Below are 21,594 nucleotides of genomic sequence, written 5' to 3'. Positions count from 1 at the left end.
TTCAGCCCTCCAGCCAGACGTAACTCCCCAGCCGTCCGGTCGTGCTCTCCCGGCGGTAGGAGAAATGGTCATCCGACTCCAGGGTGCACACCGCGCTCCCGGCGACGTCGGCGACCCCCAGCTTCCGCAGCTGGGCGTGCACTCCGGCGCGCACGTCGACGGCGGGGGTGCCCCGGCGCGTGACGGCGTGCGCCGCGGGCTCGGCGGCGGCGACGTCCGCCCGCATGGCCCCGGGAACCTCGTAGCAGGCGCCGCAGACGGCGGGCCCGGTCCGTGCCGTGATCCGGGACGGGTCCGCGCCGAGCGCCACCATGGCCCGCACGGTCGCGGGCACCACCCCGGCGACCAGTCCCGGCCGTCCGGCGTGCGCCGCGCCGGCGACCCCGGCCACGGGGTCCGCGAGCAGGACCGGGGTGCAGTCGGCGGTGAGCACGGCCAGGGCCAGGCCCCGGCGGGCGGTGACCACGCCGTCCGCGGCGGGCACCTCCTCCCCCTCCCACGGCCCCTCCACCACCGCGACCGCGTCGCCGTGGACCTGGTTCATCCAGACGACCCCGCCGGGGCTGAGGCCGAGCGCCCGCGCGGCCAGGCCGCGGTTGGCGCGCACGGCGGACGGGTCGTCACCGACCGCGCCGCCGAGGTTGAGCGTGCCACGAGGAGCGGCGCTCACCCCGCCCCACCGGTCGGTGAAGGCGAAGTGGGCGCCGCCTGCGGTGTCGTGCTGCCCTATCACGTCGCGCCGGGTCCGCTGCTACTTCAGGAAGTCCGGCACGTCCAGTTCCTCGGCCTGGCTGTCCTGGTAGGGGCGGGCCGAGGGGACGTGCGGCGGCGCGGGCGGCGGCACGGCCTCGGCGGACGGCGCCGGGTCGGCCTTCACCGGCTCGGGCTCCTCCTCGCGGGAGGGGACGCTGCCCAGCCCGCCGAAGGAGGGCCGCTCCTCCGGGACGGGCGGGGCGGGCCGGGGTGCGGGGCTGGCCGCCTCTTCCTTGCCGCCGTAGGAACCGAGCGCCTTCTCACGGTTCTTGGGCGGCGGCTGGCCCCCGTCGAACCCGGCGGCGATGACGGTGACCCGGACCTCGTCGCCGAGGGCGTCGTCGATGACGGCGCCGAAGATGATGTTGGCCTCGGGGTGCGCGGCCTCGCTGACGAGCTGGGCCGCCTCGTTGATCTCGAAGAGGCCGAGGTCCGAGCCGCCGGAGATGGACAGCAGCACGCCCCTGGCCCCGTCGATGGAGGCTTCGAGCAGCGGTGAGGAGATCGCCATCTCGGCGGCGGCGACCGCGCGGTCGTCGCCGCGCGCGGACCCGATGCCCATGAGCGCCGAGCCCGCCTCGGACATCACGGACTTGACGTCGGCGAAGTCGAGGTTGATGAGGCCGGGCGTGGTGATGAGGTCGGTGATGCCCTGGACACCGGACAGCAGCACCTGGTCGGCCGACTTGAAGGCGTCCAGCACGCTGACCTGGCGGTCGGAGATGGACAGCAGCCGGTCGTTGGGGATGACGATGAGGGTGTCGACCTCGTCGCGCAGGCCGGCGATGCCGTCCTCGGCCTGGTTGGCGCGGCGCCGTCCCTCGAAGGTGAACGGGCGGGTGACCACACCGATCGTCAGGGCACCGAGCGAGCGGGCGATGTTCGCCACGACGGGCGCGCCTCCGGTACCGGTGCCGCCGCCCTCGCCCGCGGTGACGAAGACCATGTCGGCCCCCTTGAGGACCTCCTCGATCTCCTCGCGGTGGTCCTCGGCGGCCTTGCGGCCGACGTCGGGGTTCGCGCCCGCGCCGAGCCCGCGGGTCAGTTCCCGGCCGACGTCGAGCTTGACGTCGGCGTCGCTCATGAGCAGCGCCTGAGCATCGGTGTTGATCGCGATGAACTCGACGCCCTTGAGACCGACCTCGATCATCCGGTTGATGGCGTTGACGCCACCGCCGCCGATGCCGACGACCTTGATGACTGCGAGGTAGTTCTGCGGTGCTGCCACGTCGAAGGCCTCTCGCCTCGATTTACGTGTCGCCGCGCCACGGTTGCTGCGGTGCGCCGACCTATGCCGATGGGGCGGCTCGAACGCCGACCCCTAACCCTAACGGTGAAGTTTAGGGTTACCAGTGTCCGTCATTCCTTGGAGTCTTCTGGAACGGACACTAAGTCGACACGTGCTGCGCGTTCAACGAACACGCCGAACCTCCCGTATTTCTTTTCACCCTATGTGATCACGGTGCGTGGTAACCAACCAGGGTGCTGGCCTGGGTGAACGTGCGTCAACCGGTTAACACCGGAGGCGTTTCGGCGGCCTAGTCACCGGACGCGGCGGGGGCCGCGGGCACGCTGACGTCGAAGTGCGACGCGTTCTCCTCCGCCTTCATCAGCGCCACGAGCACGGCGGCCTTCGCCTCCCCCGCCTCGCTGCTCCCCCACAGCACCGTACGGTCGCCGGACAGTTCGAGGGTGAGCGAGTCGTAGGAACGCATCCGCAGGACGCGGGTCTCCTTGCGGACGGCGGCGGGGAGATCGCCCACCGCGCGCACCGCCTCCGCACGCAACCGGTCCGCGCCGAAGCGCCGGTTGCTGGGCGAGGCGTCGAGGTCGAGCACGAGCAGCGGCACCCCGGCCGGACGCTCCCGCACGGCGGCGTAGCGCACGCCGCGGGCGTCCACCTCCAGGTAGGTGCCCTCCTCGCCCGGTTTGGCCATGACGAGTTCGGGCGTGCGCTCGGTCACCTCCAGCCGGACGCCCCGGGGCCAGTCCCGCACCACGTCCACCCGCGCGACCCGGGTCAGCGCCCCGGTGATCCGGCCGGCGACGGCCCCGGTGTCCACGGAGGCCAGCGGGTCCCCCACGGGCACGTCGGCGGCGCTGCGCACCTGGTCCTCGGTCAGCTCGCGCGTCCCGGTGACGGTGACGCGTTCCGCCCGCAGCCAGGAGGAGCCGTACAGCACCCAGCCGGCCAGCCCGGCGAGCACCGCGAGGGCCAGCGGGACGTACACGAGCAGCCGTCGGCGCGGCCCCCGGGGCCGGGCGGAGGCCGGCCGCAGGCGGGGCAGCCGGAAGCGCCGGGAGGGCGGGGGCGGCGCACCGGGGTCCGACGGGTCGGGGGTGCCGCCGCGGGTCGCCGCGGTGGTCGTCGGTCCGGCTGCGCCGCCCACTCTTCCCTGCTTCCTGCGCCCTGCCCGGCTAGGCCGCCGAGCGGGCCGCGATCGCTTCGTGCACCATGCCGACCAGCAGCTCGTCGGCGTCCCGGCGACCGAACTCCGCGGCGGCGCGCGCCATGTCGTACAGGCGGTGCGCGTCGGTGAGGACCGGCAGGACGTTGCCCTGGACCCACTCCGGCGTCAGCTCCGCGTCGTCGACGAGGAGTCCGCCGCCGGCCTTGACCACCGGCTGGGCGTTGAGCCGCTGTTCGCCGTTGCCGATGGGCAGCGGCACGTACGCGGCGGGCAGCCCCACGGCGGACAGTTCGGCGACGGTCATCGCCCCCGCGCGGCAGAGCATCATGTCGGCCGCGGCGTAGGCGAGGTCCATCCGGTCCAGATACGGTACCGGCACATAGGGCGGCATTCCGGGCATGTGGTCCGGCTGCGGCAGTTCGTTCTTCGGGCCGACCGCGTGCAGCACCTGGACGCCGGAGCGCTGGAGGACCGGCGCGATCGCCTGGACGACCTCGTTCAGCCGCCGGGCGCCCTGCGAGCCGCCGGTGACCAGCAGCGTCGGCAGGTTCGCGTCGAGGCCGAACGCGGCGCGGGCCTCCGCCCGCAGGGCGGCGCGGTCGAGGGTGGCGATGGAGCGGCGCAGCGGGATGCCCACGTACCGGGCGTGGCGCAGCTTACTGTCCGGGGTGGAGACGGCGACGTACCGGGTGTACCGGGAGCCGATCTTGTTGGCCAGCCCCGGGCGGGCGTTGGCCTCGTGGACGACGATGGGCACACCCAGCCGCTTGGCCGCCAGGTACCCGGGCATCGCCACGTATCCGCCGAAGCCGACGAGGCAGTCCGCCTTGGTGCGCTCCAGCACCTGCTCGGCCGCCTTGACCGTCCCGCGCAGCCGCCCGGGGACGGTGATCAGTTCGGGGGTGGGTTTGCGCGGCAGCGGTACGGCGGGGATGAGGGCCAGCTCGTAGCCGCGCTCGGGCACCAGCCGCGTCTCCAGCCCGCGTTCCGTGCCGAGTGCTGTGATCCCCACGGCCGGGTCCTGCCTGCGCAGGGCGTCCGCGAGGGCGAGCGCGGGCTCGATGTGGCCGGCGGTCCCTCCGCCGGCGAGTACGACATGCACCGAATTTCACCGCTCTCCGGACGGCCGCTTCCTGACGGGCCGTCTCATCGTCTTCCGTCTCAGCCCGGCCAGCGTCCGGGGGACACCAGGCTGCCGCATGGCCAGGGCCGCACGTGCGGCGGGGTCGCTGCGGGCGAAGGCGATCAGCAGCCCGATGGCGCACATGGTGGGCAGCAGGGCCGACCCCCCGTAGGAGAACAGCGGCAGGGGCACACCGGCGATCGGCAGCAGTCCGAGGACCGCTCCGATGTTGATGGCGACCTGGGCCATGATCCAGATCGTCACGCCTCCCGCGGCGTATCTCACGAAGGGGTCCTCCGAGCGTCCGGCCACGCGGATACCCGCATAGCCTAGGGCCGCGAAGAGCATGAGGACGGACAGCGTGCCCGCCAGGCCCAGTTCCTCACCGGTGATGGCGAAGATGAAGTCCGTGTGGGGCTCGGGCAGTTCGCCCCATTTCTCCACGCTGGCGCCGAGCCCGGAACCGAACCAGCCGCCGGAGGCCAGCGCGTAGATGCCGTGCAGGGCCTGCCAGCAGCGGTCGTCCGGGCCGGGCCCGGAGGCGCCGAGGCAGGCGAGCCGGTCCATGCGGTGCGGACTGGTGGCGATGAGGATGACGGTGGCCGCCGCCGCGCAGACGAGGGCGGAGCCGAACAGCCGTGCGGGGGCTCCGGCCAGCCACAGCAGCCCGAAGAGGACGGCCGCGATGATCATCACGGTGCCCATGTCGCGGCCGAGCATGATCAGGGCGCACAGGAACAGGCCGCCGGGGACCAGCGGCACCAGCAGGTGCTTCCACTGGGTGAGGAGCTGCCGCTCCCCCTTGCGGGCGAGCAGGTCGGCGCCCCACAGGACGAGCGTCAGCTTGGCGAACTCGCTCGGCTGCAGCAGGAACGGCCCGCCGACGCGGAGCCAGTTGGTGCTGCCGTTCACCTCCACGCCGATCCCCGGCACCTGGACCAGGACGAGCAGGATGACGGTGACCACCAGCATGGGGTACGTCAGGGCGCGCAGCAGCTTGACGGGCAGCCGGGAGGCGACGAGCAGGGCGACGGTGCCCAGCGCGGCGGCGACGAGCTGCTTCTGGAAGTAGTAGGTCGCCGGGAGGTCGTAGCGCAGGGCCTGGATCTGGGAGGAGGAGAACACCATGACCAGGCCGAGCGAGGTGATGAGCAGGCTGCCGCCCAGGATCAGGTAGTAGGCGGTCAGCGGCCGGTCCCAGGCGCGGCGGGCCCGGTCGTGCAGGCGCGCCACGGGGGCCAGGAGCGTCCCCGTGCGGCGCGCCGCCGGGCGGCCGGAGCCCGCCGCCCGGCGGCCGTCCTCGCGCGGGCGGCGGGGGGCGGCGGGCTCCCGGCCGCCCGGCGGCCGGGGCCGCCGCGACGGCGGCCGGTCCGCCGCGCGGGCCTGCTGGGTGAGCCGGTTGTGCGCCGTCAAGTCCCACTCCTTCGCAACGCGCCGTGGCCAAAGCCGACGGCCCCCGGGCGGCGCCGGTGCGCCTCACCCCGCCGGGAGCCGCGGCCTCCCCCGCCTCACGGCGTCCGCTCCCCGGCGGCCAGCGCGCGGACCGCTTCGGCGAAGGCGTCGCCGCGGCGCCCGTAGTTCGTGAACATGTCCATCGAGGCGCAGGCCGGGGCCAGCAGGACCGTGTCACCCGGGCGGGCGAGCCCGGCCGCCGCGCGGACCGCCGCCGCCATCGCCCCAGTGTCCGTCCGGTCGAGGTCCACCACCGGGACATCCGGGGCGTGTCGGGCCAGGGCCGCACCGATCAGGTGGCGTTCGGCGCCGATGAGGACGACGCCGCGCAGGCGTCCGGCGGCGCGGGAGACCAGATCGTCGAACGCGGCGCCCTTGGCCAGGCCCCCGGCGATCCACACCACCGGCTCGTAGGCGGCCAGCGACGCCTGGGCGGCGTGCGGGTTGGTGGCCTTGGAGTCGTTGACGTAGGTGACGCCGCCGGTCTCGGCCACCCGGGCGATGCGGTGCGCGTCCGGGGTGAAGGCCCGCAGCCCGTCCCGCACGGCGGCCGGGGGGACGCCGTGGGCGCGGGCGAGCGCGGCGGCGGCGAGGGCGTTGGCGACGTTGTGCGGGGCGGCGGGTCCGGCCGACGGGGCGATGTCCGCGACACCGGCCAGTTCCTGGGCCTGCCGGTGGCGCTGGGGGACGAAGGCCCGGTCCACCAGGAGGCCGTCCACCACGCCGAGCTGGGAGGGCCCCGGCGCGCCGAGGGTGAAGCCGACGGCCCGGCAACCCTCGACGACGTCCGCCTCGCGCACCAGTTCCTCGGTGGCCGCGTCGGCGGCGTTGTAGACGCAGGCGACCCGGTTCCCGTGGTAGACGCGGCCCTTGTCGGCGGCGTAGGCGGCCATGGAGCCGTGCCAGTCGAGGTGGTCGGGTGCGAGGTTGAGGACGGCCGCCGAGTGGGCGCGCAGCGAGGGCGCCCAGTGCAGCTGGTAGCTGGACAGCTCGACGGCGAGCACGTCGTGGGGCTCCTCCGCCAGGACGACGTCGGTGAGCGGGGTGCCGATGTTGCCGACGGCCGCCGTCCGCAGGCCCGCCGCCGCCAGGATGGCGGCGAGCATCCGCGTGGTGGTGGTCTTGCCGTTGGTGCCGGTGACGGCGAGCCAGTCCGCGGGGCGGCGCCCGCCGTGGCCGCGCAGCCGCCAGGCCAGTTCCACGTCCCCCCACACCGGCACGCCCGCGGCGGCGGCCGCGGCGAACAGCGGGCTGTCCGGGCGCCAGCCCGGCGAGGTGACGACGAGTTCCGTGCCCGGCGGCAGGGCGGCGCCGTCGCCGAGGCGGACGGCGACGCCGTCGGCCTCCAGCGCGGCGGCGCCGGCCTGCTGGGCGTCGCCGTTCCCGCCGTCCACGACGGTGACGCGGGCGCCGAGCCGGGCCAGGGCGCGGGCGGCGCCGGCGCCGCTCACGCCGAGCCCGGCGACGGTGACGGCGCGCCCGGCCGGGGTGAACGCGTCCGTCCCGGCCGCCCCGGTCCCGGTGGGTCCGGCGCTCACTTCTGCGCCGCCCAGCCCGCGTAGAAGATGCCGACGCCGACGATCGCGCACATGCCCTGGACGATCCAGAAGCGGACGACGACCAGGACCTCGCTCCACCCCTTCAGCTCGAAGTGGTGCTGGAGCGGCGCCATCTTGAACACCCGCTTGCCGGTCAGCCGGAAGGAGCCGACCTGGATCACCACGGACATGGTGATGAGGACGAAGAGGCCGCCCAGGATGGCGAGCAGCAGCTCGGTGCGGGAGGTGATGGCCAGTCCGGCGAGCGCGCCGCCGAGGGCGAGCGAACCGGTGTCGCCCATGAAGATCTTCGCCGGTGAGGTGTTCCACCACAGGAAGCCGAAGCAGGCGCCCATCAGGGCGGCGGCGACCACCGCGAGGTCGAGCGGGTCGCGCACCTCGAAGCAGGAGGGGCTGCCGGTGACGGCGCAGGAGTCCTGGTACTGCCAGACGCCGATGAACGTGTAGGCGCCGAACACCATGACCGAGGCGCCGGTGGCCAGGCCGTCCAGGCCGTCCGTCAGGTTCACGCCGTTGGACATGGCCAGGATCATGAACAGCGCCCAGACGACGAAGAGCACCGGGCCGATCTGCCAGCCGAAGTCCTGGGTGAAGGACAGCCGGTCGGAGGCCGGGGCGTTGCCGCGCAGGTCCTCGAAGTTGAGCGCGAGGACGGCGAAGGTGATGCCGACGATGAGCTGGCCGAGCATCTTGGCCTTGGCCCGCAGTCCCAGCGAACGCTGCTTGACGATCTTGATGTAGTCGTCGAGGAAGCCGACCAGGCCCATGCCCGCCATGAGGAAGAGCACCAGGAGCCCGGAGATGCTGGGCTCGCTGCCGGTGATCAGCTTCGTCAGCACGTAGGCGACGATCGTCGCCAGGATGAAGGCGATGCCGCCCATCGTGGGGGTGCCGCGCTTGCTGTGGTGGTCGCGCGGCCCGTCGTCCCTGATGTACTGGCCGTAGCCCTTGCGGGCGAGCAGCTTGATGAGCAGCGGGGTACCGATCAGGGTCAGGAAGAGACCGATGACCCCGGAGAAGAGGATCTGCCTCATCGCCCGGCGACCCCGCCCTCGACATCGGTCAGCAGCGCCTGCGCGACCTGCTCCAGACCCACCGAACGGGAAGCCTTCACCAGTACGACGTCCCCCGGGCGCAGCTCACTGCGCAAGAGGTCGACCGCCGCCCGAGCGTCGGACACGTGCACCGACTCCTCACCCCACGAACCCTCGTTCTTGGCACCCATGTCCAGCCACGCGGCCTCCCGGCCGCCGACCGCCACGAGCCTGCTGACGTTGAGCCGGACGGCGAGCCGTCCGACCGCGTCGTGCTCCGCGAGCGCCGACTCACCGAGTTCGGCCATCTCACCGAGCACCGCCCACGTGCGTCGCGGCACGCCGTCGGCCCCTCCTCCCGCCATCGCGGCCAGTGCGCGCAGAGCGGCCCGCATGGAATCCGGGTTCGCGTTGTACGCGTCATTGACGACCGTGACGCCGTCCGCGCGCTCGGTGACGTCCATCCGCCACTGGGAGAGCGTGCGCGCACTGGTCAGCGCCTGTGCGATGGCGTCGGCGGGCAGGCCCAACTCATGGGCGACGGCTGCCGCGGCGAGCGCGTTCGACACGTGGTGCTCACCGTACAGGCGCAGTCTCACGTCGCCGCACCCGGAGGGTGTGTGGAGCGTGAACGAGGGTCTGCCGTCGGGGCCGAGTGTCACGTTTTCGGCGCGTACGGCAGCATCCGGGGCCTCCCCGAACAGCACGGGACGGGCCACGGTCCGCGCGGCCATGGCGCGGACGAGGGGGTCGTCGGCGTTGAGCACGGCGACGCCGCCCTCCTCGGCGGGCGGCAGGGACTCGACGAGTTCCCCCTTGGCCTCGGCGATCTGCTCCCGGCCGCCGAACTCCCCGATGTGCGCGGTGCCGACGTTGAGGACGACGCCGATGCGGGGCGGGGTCAGCCCGGCGAGGTAGCGGATGTGGCCGATGCCGCGGGCTCCCATCTCCAGCACCAGGTGGCGGGTGGCGGCGTCGGCGCGCAGGGCGGTGAGCGGCAGCCCGATCTCGTTGTTGAGCGAGCCCTGCGGGTACACCGTCGGCCCGAGGTGCTCCAGCAGCTGGGCCATGAGGTCCTTGGTGCTGGTCTTCCCCGAGGAGCCGGTGAGCGCGACGACGGCGGTGCCGAGGGTGCGCACGGTGTGCCGCGCGAGGGCGCCGAGGGCGGCGGTGACGTCGTCCACGACGATCGCGGGCACGCCGACGGGCCGGGTGGCGAGCACCGCGACGGCCCCCGCGGCCGTGACCTGCTCCGCGTAGTCGTGGCCGTCGGCCCGCGCTCCGGCGAACGCGGCGAAGAGGGCTCCGGGCACGACCTCCCGGGAGTCCTTGACGACGGGCCCGGTGACCTGGACCCGCGGGTCCGGTATGTCGTGGGCGCGGCCCGCGACGACGTCGGTGATCTCGGCGAGCGTGAGCGGGATCACCGGGCGTCCCGCTCCCCGGCGCCGGTGCCGGCCGCCGTGCCCGTCCCGGCCGTGTCCGTCCCGGCGGCCGTCTCCCGGGCCCCGGCGGCGGCTTCGCCGCGCAGGCGGGCCTCGATGGCCGCGCGCAGCACCTCGCGGTCGTCGAAGGCGCGGACCACCCCGGCGACGTCCTGGCCCACCTCGTGGCCCTTCCCGGCGATGATAACGGCGTCCCCGGGCTGGGCGCGGGCGACGGCGGCGGTGATGGCCGCGGCCCGGTCCTCCTCCAGCAGGACGGTGCCGCGCTCGAAGGTGGGCACCTCGGCGGCGCCCGCGAGCATGGCGGCCAGGATGGCCAGCGGGTCCTCCGAGCGGGGGTTGTCGGAGGTGAGCACGGCGGTGTCGGCGAGCCGCGCCAGCGCCGCGCCCATGGGGCCGCGTTTGTACGGGTCGCGGTCGCCGCCGCAGCCGAGGACGGCGTGGACGCTGCCCTCGGTCACCCGGCGCAGCGCGCGCAGCACGGACTCGACGGCGTCGGGCTTGTGCGCGTAGTCCACGACGGCCAGGTAGGGCTGGCCCGCGTCCACCCGCTCCAGGCGGCCGGGGACGCCGGGGATGCCCGCCACGCCGTCCGCCGCGGTCTGCGGGTCGACGCCCGCGGCGACCAGGGCGGTGATGGCGGCGAGGGTGTTGGAGACGTTGAAGGGGCCCGGCAGCGGGGCGGCGGCCCGCACCGCCTCGCCCGCGGGCCCGACGGCGGTGAACACCGAGCCGAGCGGCCCCACCTCGACGTCCTCGGCGCGCCAGTGCGCGTCCGGGTGGCCCTCGGCGGAGTAGGTGGTGACGGGCACACCGGCCTCGCGGGCGAGGCGCTGCCCGTAGTCGTCGTCGAGGTTGACGACGGCGGCGCGGGACCGCTCGGGGGTGAAGAGCTGGGCCTTGGCCTGGAAGTAGTCCTCCATGTCGGTGTGGAAGTCCAGGTGCTCGGGGCTGAGGTTGGTGAAGACGGCCACGTCGAAGACGCAGCCGTCGACCCGGCCCATGACCAGCGCGTGGCTGGAGACCTCCATGGCGACGGCGGTGACGCCGCGCTCGCGCATCACGCCGAACAGCGCCTGGAGTTCGGTGGCCTCCGGGGTGGTGCGCTGGGCCTTCAGCCGCTCGTCGCCGATGCGTGTCTCGACGGTGCCGATCAGGCCGGTCAGCTCGGCGTCCTTGGCGGCGGCGCGCAGGCCCCCCTCGATGAGGTAGGCGGTGGTCGTCTTGCCGGACGTCCCGGTGATGCCGAGCTGGAGCAGGTCCTGGCCGGGGTCGCCGTAGATGGCGACGGCCAGCGCGCCCAGGTGGCGGCGCGGCTCGGGCACGGTGAGCACCGCGAGCCCGGCGGCGGCGCAGCGCTCGGCGCCCGCCGGGTCGCACAGCGCCGCGACGGCCCCCCGGGAGGCGGCCTGGGCGGCGAAGTCCGCGCCGTGGAAGCGCGCGCCGGGCAGGGCGGCGTAGACGTCACCGGGCCGCACGGCCCGCGAGTCGTTCGTGATGCCCGTGACGGCGACGTCGGCGTCGGGCGCGCCGCCGCCGGCGGGTGCGGGGACGGCCTCGGCGATCCCCAGCGTCCGGGCCAGCTCCGCCAGCCGGACGGGGCGGACGCCGGCGGGGCGCGGCGGGGAGGATGGGTTCTGATCAGCGTGTGGCACGGCGGTGAGATTACCGGGCGCTGCGGGCGCGCCGCGAAGTGAGGGGCCGGGCGGGGCGGGCTTCGCCGCCCGGTTCCCGGGGTCGCCGGTGATGGTGGTCACGTGAGGGTTCTTTCGTCGGGCGCGGGTGCGCGCGGGGGCCGCGCGCGGCGCGTGGGTCGTCCGGTTCGCTTGGGCCGTCCGGGTGGGCTGGAGTCGCGCGTGTCGCGCGTCAGTCGCCCGGCTCGAACGTGGTGGGCAGGTCGGGGGCCTTGCCGCCGGTGGGCGCGGCCTGGAGGGTCTTGAGGGCGAACTGCATGACGTGCTGGAACACCGGACCGCACACCGTGCTGCCGTGGTAGCCGCCCTTGGTGGGGTTCTGCACCGCGCAGTAGACGGTGACGCGCGGGTCGTCGGCGGGCGCGAAGCCCGCGAAGGAGGCGGTGTAGCCGCTGTAGCGGCCGGTCTCCGGGTCGACCCGGTTGGAGGTGCCGGTCTTGCCGGTCACCCGGTAGCCGGGGATCGCGGCCGTGCGGCCCGTGCCCTCCTCATCGGTGACGACCTCCTCCAGCATCCGGGTGAGGTCGGCCGCCGTCTTCGCGCTGACGACCCGGTTCCGCCCGGGTTCGGGCGCCGGTTCGTAGCGCCCGTCGGGCCCGGTGGTGCCGCGCACGAGGCTCGGGGTGATCCGCACGCCGCCGTTGGCGATGGTGGAGTAGACGGAGGCGGCCTGGAGCGCGTTGACGGACACGCCCTGGCCGAAGGTGATGGTGTGCTGCTGGGTCGGGCTCCAGTCCTCGGGCTGGGCGAGGATGCCGGGGCTCTCGCCGGGGAAACCGAGGCCGGTGGGGCGGCCGAGCCCGAAGTCGGTGAGGTAGCCGTGCAGCACCTTGTTGGCCTGCTTCTGCGTCTTCCCCAGGCGCTCGGCGGCCAGGATGGTGCCGATGTTGCTGGACTTGGCGAGCACGCCGGCCAGGGTCAGGTGGTAGGTCTCGTGGTTGTGGTCGTCCGCGAAGTTGCGGCCGGCCCGCGGGAGCCGGTTGGGCACGGTGACCCGGGTGGTGGGTGTGGCGACGCCTTCCTCCAGGACGGCGGCCATGGTCATGAGCTTCGCGGTGGAGCCGGGTTCGTAGACGTCCTGGAGCGCGGGGTTGCCGAGCGTCCCGGTGGTGACGGTGGACAGGTCGTTGGGGTCGTAGCCGGGGGCGTTGGCCATGGCCAGGACCTCCCCGGTACGGGTGTCCTGCACGATGACGTAGCCGCCGTCGGCCGCGGACTCCTCCACCTGGTCGGTGATGGCCTGCTGGGCGGCCCACTGGATGTCCCGGTCCAGGGTCAGTTCGATCCCGGTGCCCGGGGTGGCGGGCTGCTCCTGGCCGCCCGCGGTGGGCACCCGGCGTCCCGCCGACTGGGCGTAGGTGATCTTGCCGTCCTCGCCCGCCAGCTCCTGCTCGTACTGGGCTTCCAGGCCGCCGCCGCCCTCGCCCTCGGCGTTGACGAAGCCGAGCACGCGGGCGGCCAGCTCCTTGTTCGGGTAGAGGCGCTTGGAGCGCGGCTCGGCGTAGACGCCGGCCAGCACGTTGGGCGCCTTCCCCTGCGCCTTGTCCGCCTTGTCGGCCAGGGCCGCCCTGAGGTCCTGGATCTGCCGCCACGCCTGCGGCGGCTGCTGCCGGGCCAGCAGGACGTACCGCTCGGAGGGCGGGTCGGTGAGCTTGGCCTCCAGTTCGGCCGGGTCCTGGCCCAGTATCGGGGCGAGGAGCGCGGCGGCGCGGGCCGGGGCGTCCGGGACGAGCGCCTGCTCCGCCTTGAAGAGGAACGGGTCGGCGGTGATGTCGTAGGCGTCGACCGTGGTGGCCAGGTCCCGGCCCCTGCGGTCGGTGACCGCGCCGCGTTCGGCCGCGATGGGCACGGTGACGTAGCGGTTGACGTTGGCCGCCTCGGCGTAGCTGTCCGCGTCGACGGCCTGCACCTGGAGCAGGCGCAGGGTGAAGGCCGTCAGCACCAGGGTGACGGCCACGCTCAGCAGCCGCAGCCGGGCTCGGGGCCGCGCGAGCCGCAGTTCCCTGGCCGCGGCGGGCCGCGCGGGACGCCGGGCGGCGGGCTTGCGGGCGGCGGGCTTGCGCTCGGCTCGCTTGCGCCCTTCGGGCTTGCGGGCGGCGGGTTCGCGGGCGCCGGGCTTGCCCTCGCGGCCGGACCGCGCCGGGCCGCCGCCGCGCGCCGGCCGCGCCGGGCGGGGCACCCGGCGGCGCGGGGGCTCCTCCGCGCTCACCGCCCGGCCCCGGCGGGGCCGGACGCGCCGGCGGGCCCGCCGGCGTCCCTTGGAGCGGGTACGTACCGCGCGTCGCGCACGGCGCTCACCTCCCGGAGTCGGGTGCCGCAGGTTCGGGGTCGCCCTGGACGGTGCCGTCCGGGCGGAGGAAGACCGGGGGGCCGCCGGGGACCATGCCCAGCTCCCTGGCCCGCTTGTCGAGCGCGCCGGGCGCGGAGTAGGCGTCCACGTCCTGCCGCAGTCCCTGCTCCTCCTCGGCGTACTCCCGGGTCTGCTCGCGGAGCTTGCCGAGTTCGAACGAGCCCTCGTTGACGGCCGCGTTGAGCAGCAGCAGGGCCAGCAGTCCGGAGCCGAGCAGCAGCACGACCAGCAGCACGAACGGGGTGCGGGCCGCACGGGACCCGCCGGAGGGCACGAACCGGCCGACCCGCTCCTGCCACCGCGTCGCCGCCCTCATACGGGTGCGACCTCCCGGATGCGGCGGGCGCCGCGCAGCCGGGCCGGGGCGGCGCGGCGGTTGCGGGCGACCTCCTCCTCGCGGGGCAGCTCCGCGCCCCTGGTCAGCAGTTCCAGCCGGGGCTGGTAGCGCTCGGGCACGACGGGCAGGCCCGGGGGCGCCGTACCGGCGGCACCGGCCGCCAGGACCTGCTTGACGAGCCGGTCCTCCAGCGAGTGGTAGGACAGCACGGCGATACGCCCGCCCACGGCGAGGGCGTCCACGGCGGCGGGCAGCGCCCGCTCCAGGACGGCGAGTTCGCCGTTCACCTCGATGCGCAGGGCCTGGAAGGTGCGCTTGGCGGGGTTGCCGCCGGTGCGCTTGGCCGCCTGCGGCAGCGCGGCCCGGATGACGTCCACCAGGCGGGCACTGTGGCTGAACGGCTCCTCCGCGCGTTCCCGCACGACGGCCTCGACGATGCGCCTGGCCTGCTTCTCCTCGCCGTACGCGCGCAGGAGCCGCACCAGGTCGCCCGGCGGGTAGGTGTTGAGCACTTCGGCGGCGGAGATCCCGCGGCTCTGGTCCATGCGCATGTCCAGCGGGGCGTCCTGGGCGTAGGCGAAGCCCCGGTCGGCCTCGTCGAGCTGCATGGAGGAGACGCCGAGGTCGAACAGGACGCCCTGGACGCGCGGGGTGCCGAGGCGGGCGAGCACGGCGGGCAGTTCGTCGTAGACGGCGTGCACGAGCGTGGCCCGGTCGCCGTGGGGGGCCAGGCGCTCGGCGGCGAGCCGCAGCGCGGCCGGGTCCCGGTCGAGCGCGACGAGCCGGGCCTCGGGGAAGGCGGTGAGCAGCGCCTCGCTGTGCCCGCCCAGGCCCAGCGTGCAGTCCACGACCACGGCGCCGGGCTCGGCGAGCGCGGGCGCCAGCAGGTCCAGGCACCGCTGGAGCATGACGGGAACGTGCCGCTCGTCGCTGCTGGTCATGAGCCCTCTCAGATCCGGTCCGCTCCGGCGGGCGGCCCGGGGAGGCCCTTCGGGGCGCCGTCGTCGGATGCCGGTCGGATGCCGGTCGGATGCCGGGAATGGCCGGAATGTGCCGCTCGCCTCCCGCTCGCGCCACTCTAGTCCAGACGTCCGCCCGGTCAATCAACCGGTCTGGCGCGTCCCGCCGGTACCGCCACACGTCACCGGACGGTCCACCGCGCACCACCGACGCCTCCACGGCGGTGTGTGGGCTGCCTCACACCGGGGGCCGCTCGTCCCATTCCTCCCGTACGTCCGGCCCGCTGCCGTGCCCTGGCGGCGGCGTCCGGCTACCGTCTGACCATGCCGACCTCCTCGAATCCGGAGACGGTCACCGACCGTCTCGTCGAAGCCAACGCCGAGTACGCCGCCCGGTTCACGGACCCGGGCATGGACGCCCGGCCGGTGCGCAAGGTGGCCATCGTGGCCTGCATGGACGCCCGGCTCGACCTGCACGCCGCACTGGGCCTGCAACTCGGCGACTGCCACACCATCCGCAACGCGGGCGGTGTCGTCACCGACGACGTCATCCGCTCCCTGACGATCAGCCAGCGCGCCCTGGGCACCCGGGCCGTCGTCCTCATCCACCACACGGGCTGCGGCCTGCTGACGCTCACCGAGGACTTCCGCCACGAGCTGGAGATGGAGGTGGGCCAGCGGCCGTCCTGGGCCGTGGAGTGCTTCCGCGACCTCGACCAGGACGTGCGCCAGTCGATCCGGCGGGTCCAGACCTCCCCGTTCCTGCCGCACACTGATGATGTGCGCGGCTTCGTCTTCGACGTGGCGACGGGTTCCCTGCGAGAGATCGACGCCGGGGTGCCCCCGGGGCAGTGACGTAAGGCCCGGCGTACAGGAAGAATGAATCATCAACGGCCTCGGGCCGCCGCGTCCGCCGGGCGCGGCGGCCCCCGGGCGCCGTGTGATGTCGGGGTGGGCCGGTCTCGTTACCCGTGAGGCCCGGCCACGACGGGCCGAGGAGGGCCGGGTGACGACCTATGACGCACGAGGGAACCTCAGCGATCTGACCACCACAGCGGACCAGGTGCGCCGCTCGGTGGAGAGCGTGATCGAGGGGAAGCCGGAGGCCGTGCGGCTGGCGCTCACGGTGCTGCTCGCGGAGGGGCACCTCCTCATCGAGGACGTGCCCGGGGTGGGCAAGACGATGCTCGCCAAGGCGCTGGCCCGCTCCATCGACTGCTCGGTGCGGCGCATCCAGTTCACCCCCGACCTGCTGCCGTCGGACATCACCGGCGTCAGCGTCTACGACCAGGACAGCCGCGAGTTCGAGTTCAAACCGGGCGCGGTGTTCGCGCAGATCGTCATCGGTGACGAGATCAACCGCGCCTCCCCGAAGACGCAGTCGGCGCTGCTGGAGTCGATGGAGGAGCGCCAGGTCACCACGGACGGGCGCACCTACCCGCTGCCCGACCCGTTCATGGTGGTGGCCACCCAGAACCCGGTCGAGATGGAGGGCACCTACCCGCTGCCCGAGGCGCAGCGCGACCGGTTCACGGCCCGGCTGTCCATCGGCTACCCGAGCCCCGAGGCCGAACTGCGGATGCTCGACGTGCACGGGGGCGTCTCGCCGCTGGACGACCTCCAGCCGGTCGCGCACGCCCACGACGTCGTCAAGCTCATCGAGGCGGTGCGCGAGGTGCACATCTCGGAGGCGGTGCGCCGGTACGCGGTCGAACTGGTGTCGGCCACGCGCGGTCACCCCGAGCTGCGGCTCGGCGCGTCACCGCGCGCCACGCTCCAGCTCCTGCGGGCGGCGCGGGCCGCCGCCGCGCTCGCCGGCCGGGAGTTCACCCTGCCGGACGACGTGCAGGCCCTGGCCGTCCCCGTGCTGGCGCACCGGCTGCTGCCGACCGCGCAGGCCCAGCTGAACCGGCGCGGCGCCGAGCAGATCGTGGGCGAGATCGTCCAGCGCACCCCGCTGCCCGACCCGGCGTCCGCCTGGGGCGGCCCGCAGGCCCGGCCGCAGCCCCGGAGGTACTGATGGGCGGCCCGCGCGGGACGGACCGGGAGGCGCGCGGTTCGCTGCGCGCCTCCTTCGGCGGGCTCACCACGCGGGGCCGGTCCTTCCTGGCCGCCGGGATCGCGGCGGCGGTGTGCGCCTACGTGCTGGGGCAGCCGGGTCTGCTGCGGGTGGGCGTGCTGCTCGCCGCCCTGCCGGCGGTGTGCGTCGTGGTGCTGCACCGCACCCGGCACCGGGTCACCGCCTCGCGGCGGCTCGACCCGGCCCGGGTGGCCGTGCGGGACGAGGCCCGGGTGCACCTGCGCATCGACAGCGTCTCCCGGCTGCCGACCGGGCTGCTGATGCTCCAGGACCGGGTGCCCTACGTGCTCGGGCCCCGGCCGCGCTTCGTGCTGGACCGGGTGGAGCCGGGCGGGCGCCGGGAGGTCTCCTACCGGGTGCGCTCGGACCTGCGCGGGCGCTACCCGCTGGGCCCGCTCCAGCTCCGCGTCACCGACCCGTTCGGCATGGTGGAGCTGATCCGCTCGTTCAGCGCCCAGGACACGCTCACGGTGATCCCGGCCGTCGAGCCGCTGCCGCCGGTCCGGCTGCCGGGCGAGGCCGCCGGGTACGGGGAGGGGCAGCGCCGGGCCCTCGCGGTGACCGGCGACGACGACGTCATCCCGCGCGCCTACCGGTACGGCGACGACGTGCGGCGGGTGCACTGGCGCACCACCGCGCGGCGCGGCGAGCTGATGGTGCGCCGCGAGGAGCAGCCCGCACAGGCCCGCTGCACGGTGCTTCTGGACACCCGGCGCGGGGCCTGGAGGGGCTCGGGGCCGGGCTCGGCCTTCGAGTGGGCCGTCGGCGGCGCCGCGTCCACGGTCGTGCACCTGCTGGCGCGCGGCTACCAGGTGCGGCTGCTGACGGACACCGGCGCGCTGGTGCCGGGACCTGACGGCGGCGGCTTCCACGCGGACTCGACGGACACCGCCGGGCTGATCCTGGACACCCTCGCGGTGGTGGAGCACTCGGCGGAACGGGATTTCGCGCGGGCGCACGACGTCCTGCGGGACAGCACCGAGGGGCTGCTCGTGGCGTTCCTCGGCGCGCTGGACACCGAGCAGACGGACGTGGCCGCCCGCATCCGGCAGCGGGCCGGGGCGGCGGTGGCCCTGGCGGCGCGGGGCCAGCAGTCCGCGCAGACGGAGGAGGTACGGATGCGGGCGTTGCGGGAAGCGGGGTGGACGGTGCTGCCCTGTTCCCCGGGCGACGCCCTCCCGGCCCTGTGGCAGTCGGCCGATCCGGCGCAGGCGCAGGCCGCCGCGGGCGCCGGCGGCCCGGGAGGTGGAAGCCGGTGAGCGGGCAGGGCAGGCTCACGGTGTGCGCCTGGCTGGCCACCCTGGCGGCGGCGACGGCGCTGCTGCCGCTGGTGGAGGGCTACGGCTGGCTGGCGCAGGCGGCGGTGCTCCTGGCCGGGCAGGGCGCGGTGGGCGCCGCCGCCCGGCGTGTGCCGCTCCCCCGTCCGCTGACGGTCGCCGCGCAGGCCGTCACGTCGCTGCTGCTGCTGACGCTCGTCTTCGTCCGCGAGTCGGCGGTGGCCCTCGTCGTCCCCGGACCGCGCGCGTGGGAGCACTTCGCGGCACTGCTCGCCCGGGGCGCCGAGGACGTGGGCCAGTTCGCCATACCGGCGCCGGTCAGCGACGGCATACGGCTCATGCTGGTCGCCGGCGTGCTCCTGATCGGCCTGTTCGTGGACGTGCTGGCCGTGACCTACCGCAGCTCCGCCCCGGCGGGGCTGCCGCTGCTCGCACTGTTCTCCGTGGCCGCCGGGCTCGGCGGCCAGGACTCCGGGAGCTGGCTGTGGTTCCTGTGCGCGGCGGCCGGGTACCTGCTGCTGCTCCTCGCCGAGGCCCGCGACCGGCTCGCCCAGTGGGGCGAGGTGTTCACCGGGCGGCCCGGCGCCCCGGCGGACCCGGGCTCCCCGGCGCACACCGGGCGCCGCATCGGTGTGGCCGCGCTCGGCCTGGCGCTGGTCGTCCCGGTGCTGCTGCCCTCGCTCGGCACCGGGCTGATCGGCCCCTCCGGGGGCGCCGGGAACCTCCCCGGCACCGGCTCCACGGTGTCCGCCGTGAACCCGGTGGTCGCGTTGCAGGACAGCCTGAACCAGCCCGAGGACCGCACCGTGCTCACCTACGGGACGGACCCCGCGGACGCCGGGGACGAGTACCTGCGGATCGTGGCGCTGGACCAGTTCGACGGCGCCGCCTGGAAGCCGTCGGAACGGCGCATCGAGGAGGTGCCGGGCACGCTCCCGCCGCCCCCCGGGCTCGCCTCCGACGTGGCCGGTGAGGTCGTCACGACGCGGATCAGGGCGGCCGACTGGTACCGGCAGAACTGGCTGCCGATGCCGTACCCCGCCCAGCGGGTCAGCATCGACGGTCGCTGGCGCTTCGAGCCCGAGGGCCGCACGCTGGTCGGCGACCGCGGCCAGACGACGGAAGGGGCGCAGTACGAGGTGGAGAGCCTGCGGCTGCGGCCGACGGCCGAGCAGCTCGCGGGTGCCCCGCGGCCGCCCGCCGGCCTGCTGCGGGAGTACACCGAGGTGCCAGGCGCGCTGCCCGCCGTCGTGCGGGACACGGCGTACGCGGTGACCGGCGCGGCCACCAGCGACTACGGGCGCGCCGTCGCCCTCCAGGAGTGGTTCGCCCGCTCGGGCAGCTTCACCTACGACACGCAGGTGGAGGCGGGCAGCGGCACGGAGGCCATCGTGCGGTTCCTGGAGCAGAGGGAGGGCTTCTGCGTCCACTTCGCGTTCTCCATGGCCGCGATGGCGCGCACGCTGGACATCCCCGCCCGGGTGGCGGTCGGCTTCACCTCGGGCACGGCCCTCTCGGACGGCACCCGCGAGGTGGGACTCAGGGACGCGCACGCGTGGCCCGAGCTGTACTTCGAGGGCGTCGGCTGGACCCGGTTCGAGCCCACGCCGTCGCGCGGCAGCACCCCGGAGTACGCCAGCCCCGCGCTGCCCGCGCCGGACGCCACCGAAGGCCCGGAGCTGCCGAGCCCGGAGGCGACCACCGCTCCCCGGCCGCAGCCGCTGCCGCGTGACGGCTGCCCGGAGGAGTCGCGCCGGGCGGGCGAGTGCGGCGACGCGGAGCTGGGCGCGGCCCCGTCCGGGGACGACGGCTCCCGGCCGTGGTGGTGGCTGCTCGCCGGTGCGGCGGTCCTGCTGGTCCTGGCGCTGGCGCTGCTGCCCCTGCTGTGGCGGGAACGGGCCCGTTCCGGACGGCTCGCCGCTCCCGGGCAGCGTCCGGCCCCGGGGCGGGCACCCGACCCGCGGGCGGGGGTGCTCGCGGCGTGGCGCGAGGTGCTGGACTCCGCTTGGGACCACGGTGTTCCACCGGACGCGTCCCGCACACCCCGGCAGGCGGCGGAGCGGATCATCGCGGAAGGGCGGCTGCCGGATGACGCGGCGGCCGCGGCGCACCGGCTGACCGGCGCGGTGGAGGCGGCGCTCTACGCGCCGGCGGCCGCGGCGGGGCCGGGGCACCCGGCCGACGGCGGCCTCGCGGCGGACGTCCGGCGGGTCCGGGCCGGGCTGCGGGCGTCGGCCGACCGGGGGACGCGGGTGCGGGCACGGCTGCTGCCGCGTTCGTCCGTCCGGGTGGTGTGGGCGGCCACGGAGCGGTGTGCGGCGGTGGCGGACGCCGTCCGCGCACCGCTCCGCCGGGCCGGGACCGCGCTGGGTTCCCTGCGCCCCCGCGCCCGGGCCGCCCGCGACTGACGCACGGCAGCACGCGGCTGACGCACAGCAGCGCGAGAGGCCGCCCGTTCCGGGGAACGGGCTGCCTCTCGCGTGGGTCGCGGCCGGGGAGAAGGAACCCGGCTACTGCTGTTCGTCGCGGCGGCGCTGCCAGCGGTCCTCGATGCGGTTCATCATCGAGCGCCGCGGGCGCTGCTGCCGGCCGCGGCCGGTGGCGGGGCCGCCACGGCCCTGCCCGCTGCCCTCACCCTGTCCTTTGGCCCCGCCCTGCGGCGCCTTGCGCCAGCCGGTCACGGCCAGGACGGCGCATCCGAGCATCACCAGGAAGCCGACCACACTGACCCAGATCGCCTGCGCGACCATGCCCGCCATGAGGAGCGCGATGCCCACCAGAAAGCCCGCGACCGCTTGGTAGACCCGTTTGCGGGTCGGCGCGCGCAGCTCACTACCCTCAAGCGCTGTCGCGAACTTGGGATCTTCGGCGTACAGCGCTCGCTCCATCTGCTCGAGCATGCGCTGCTCGTGCTCAGAGAGCGGCACGGAGTCCTCCTACTCGTCGGTCGCGGGGGCGACCGGATGCGACCCTTCAAGGATAGGCAGGGAATCGCCCCCGTGAAACCCGCCCCTCTGCGCCAGTTCCTCCCATCAGGACAGGTACGACGGACAAGGGCAGTGGCCTGTTCATTCCCTGACTCAAGCCCGTCATGCCTGACGATGTCCTTAGATCATACGG

At 74.9% G+C, this 21,594-nt stretch carries 17 protein-coding genes; 4 read left to right on the top strand and 13 right to left on the bottom strand.

Translation table 11 applies throughout. The annotated features are described in order from the left end of the window. Window position 1: 1 nt before the first annotated feature. From pgeF to rsmH, 12 genes are all read right to left on the bottom strand, one after another. A complete protein-coding gene (pgeF, locus tag V1J52_RS11240) occupies window positions 2-733 on the bottom strand; it encodes a peptidoglycan editing factor PgeF (protein WP_330139521.1) in 732 nt (243 codons plus the stop codon). Window positions 734-751: 18 nt separating this feature from the next. Beyond that, entirely contained in the window at window positions 752-1,981 is a 1,230-nt protein-coding gene (gene ftsZ / locus V1J52_RS11235; RefSeq protein WP_330139520.1) for a cell division protein FtsZ, read from the bottom strand. 310 nt (window positions 1,982-2,291) lie between these two features. Next, window positions 2,292-3,143 (bottom strand): cell division protein FtsQ/DivIB, encoded by an 852-nt coding sequence (locus V1J52_RS11230; protein WP_330139519.1) that lies wholly within the window; start codon window positions 3,141-3,143, stop codon window positions 2,292-2,294. Window positions 3,144-3,171: 28 nt separating this feature from the next. Further along, window positions 3,172-4,266: an undecaprenyldiphospho-muramoylpentapeptide beta-N-acetylglucosaminyltransferase gene (gene murG / locus V1J52_RS11225; RefSeq protein WP_330139518.1), complete on the bottom strand. Its 1,095-nt coding sequence runs from the start codon at window positions 4,264-4,266 to the stop codon at window positions 3,172-3,174. A gap of 6 nt (window positions 4,267-4,272) precedes the next feature. After that, window positions 4,273-5,700: a putative lipid II flippase FtsW gene (gene ftsW, locus V1J52_RS11220; protein ID WP_330139517.1), complete on the bottom strand. Its 1,428-nt coding sequence runs from the start codon at window positions 5,698-5,700 to the stop codon at window positions 4,273-4,275. 95 nt (window positions 5,701-5,795) lie between these two features. Further along, window positions 5,796-7,277, bottom strand: coding sequence for a UDP-N-acetylmuramoyl-L-alanine--D-glutamate ligase (gene murD / locus V1J52_RS11215; RefSeq protein ID WP_330139516.1), 1,482 nt, complete (start codon window positions 7,275-7,277; stop codon window positions 5,796-5,798). After that, window positions 7,274-8,332: a phospho-N-acetylmuramoyl-pentapeptide-transferase gene (mraY, locus tag V1J52_RS11210; RefSeq protein WP_330139515.1), complete on the bottom strand. Its 1,059-nt coding sequence runs from the start codon at window positions 8,330-8,332 to the stop codon at window positions 7,274-7,276. Before mraY ends, murD begins: the two co-directional genes overlap by 4 nt. Next, complete coding sequence (locus V1J52_RS11205; RefSeq protein ID WP_330139514.1) at window positions 8,329-9,759, bottom strand: UDP-N-acetylmuramoyl-tripeptide--D-alanyl-D-alanine ligase; 1,431 nt, start codon at window positions 9,757-9,759, stop codon at window positions 8,329-8,331. Before V1J52_RS11205 ends, mraY begins: the two co-directional genes overlap by 4 nt. Continuing rightward, window positions 9,756-11,534, bottom strand: coding sequence for a UDP-N-acetylmuramoyl-L-alanyl-D-glutamate--2,6-diaminopimelate ligase (locus tag V1J52_RS11200; protein WP_330139513.1), 1,779 nt, complete (start codon window positions 11,532-11,534; stop codon window positions 9,756-9,758). Before V1J52_RS11200 ends, V1J52_RS11205 begins: the two co-directional genes overlap by 4 nt. A gap of 109 nt (window positions 11,535-11,643) precedes the next feature. Next, window positions 11,644-13,680, bottom strand: a complete 2,037-nt coding sequence (locus V1J52_RS11195) for a peptidoglycan D,D-transpeptidase FtsI family protein (RefSeq protein WP_330139512.1) — start codon at window positions 13,678-13,680, stop codon at window positions 11,644-11,646. 85 nt (window positions 13,681-13,765) lie between these two features. After that, window positions 13,766-14,137, bottom strand: coding sequence for a cell division protein FtsL (gene ftsL, locus V1J52_RS11190; protein ID WP_330139511.1), 372 nt, complete (start codon window positions 14,135-14,137; stop codon window positions 13,766-13,768). Further along, the gene (rsmH, locus tag V1J52_RS11185) at window positions 14,134-15,099 is read right to left on the bottom strand and encodes a 16S rRNA (cytosine(1402)-N(4))-methyltransferase RsmH (RefSeq protein ID WP_330139510.1); all 966 of its coding nucleotides are present in this window, start codon (window positions 15,097-15,099) and stop codon (window positions 14,134-14,136) included. Before rsmH ends, ftsL begins: the two co-directional genes overlap by 4 nt. 342 nt (window positions 15,100-15,441) lie before the next feature. On the opposite strand from rsmH, the gene V1J52_RS11180 reads away from it, so the two are divergent. From V1J52_RS11180 to V1J52_RS11165, 4 genes are all read left to right on the top strand, one after another. After that, the gene (locus tag V1J52_RS11180; protein ID WP_330139509.1) at window positions 15,442-15,972 is read left to right on the top strand and encodes a beta-class carbonic anhydrase; all 531 of its coding nucleotides are present in this window, start codon (window positions 15,442-15,444) and stop codon (window positions 15,970-15,972) included. A 151-nt stretch (window positions 15,973-16,123) separates the two neighbouring features. Further along, window positions 16,124-17,137, top strand: a complete 1,014-nt coding sequence (locus tag V1J52_RS11175; RefSeq protein ID WP_330139508.1) for an AAA family ATPase — start codon at window positions 16,124-16,126, stop codon at window positions 17,135-17,137. After that, complete coding sequence (locus V1J52_RS11170; RefSeq protein ID WP_330139507.1) at window positions 17,137-18,456, top strand: DUF58 domain-containing protein; 1,320 nt, start codon at window positions 17,137-17,139, stop codon at window positions 18,454-18,456. The genes V1J52_RS11175 and V1J52_RS11170 overlap by 1 nt, the downstream gene beginning before the upstream one ends. Further along, complete coding sequence (locus V1J52_RS11165; protein ID WP_330139506.1) at window positions 18,453-20,882, top strand: transglutaminase TgpA family protein; 2,430 nt, start codon at window positions 18,453-18,455, stop codon at window positions 20,880-20,882. The genes V1J52_RS11170 and V1J52_RS11165 overlap by 4 nt, the downstream gene beginning before the upstream one ends. Window positions 20,883-20,984: 102 nt before the next feature. Here V1J52_RS11165 and V1J52_RS11160 read toward each other — a convergent pair whose 3' ends face one another. Beyond that, a complete protein-coding gene (locus V1J52_RS11160; RefSeq protein ID WP_330139505.1) occupies window positions 20,985-21,401 on the bottom strand; it encodes an SCO2097 family morphological protein in 417 nt (138 codons plus the stop codon). Window positions 21,402-21,594 lie beyond the last annotated feature (193 nt).

The organism is Streptomyces solitudinis (assembly GCF_036323765.1).
GTDB lineage: Bacteria > Actinomycetota > Actinomycetes > Streptomycetales > Streptomycetaceae > Streptomyces.
Note: the sequence above shows the minus strand (reverse complement) of the source record. Positions and strands in the feature narration are given on the sequence as shown.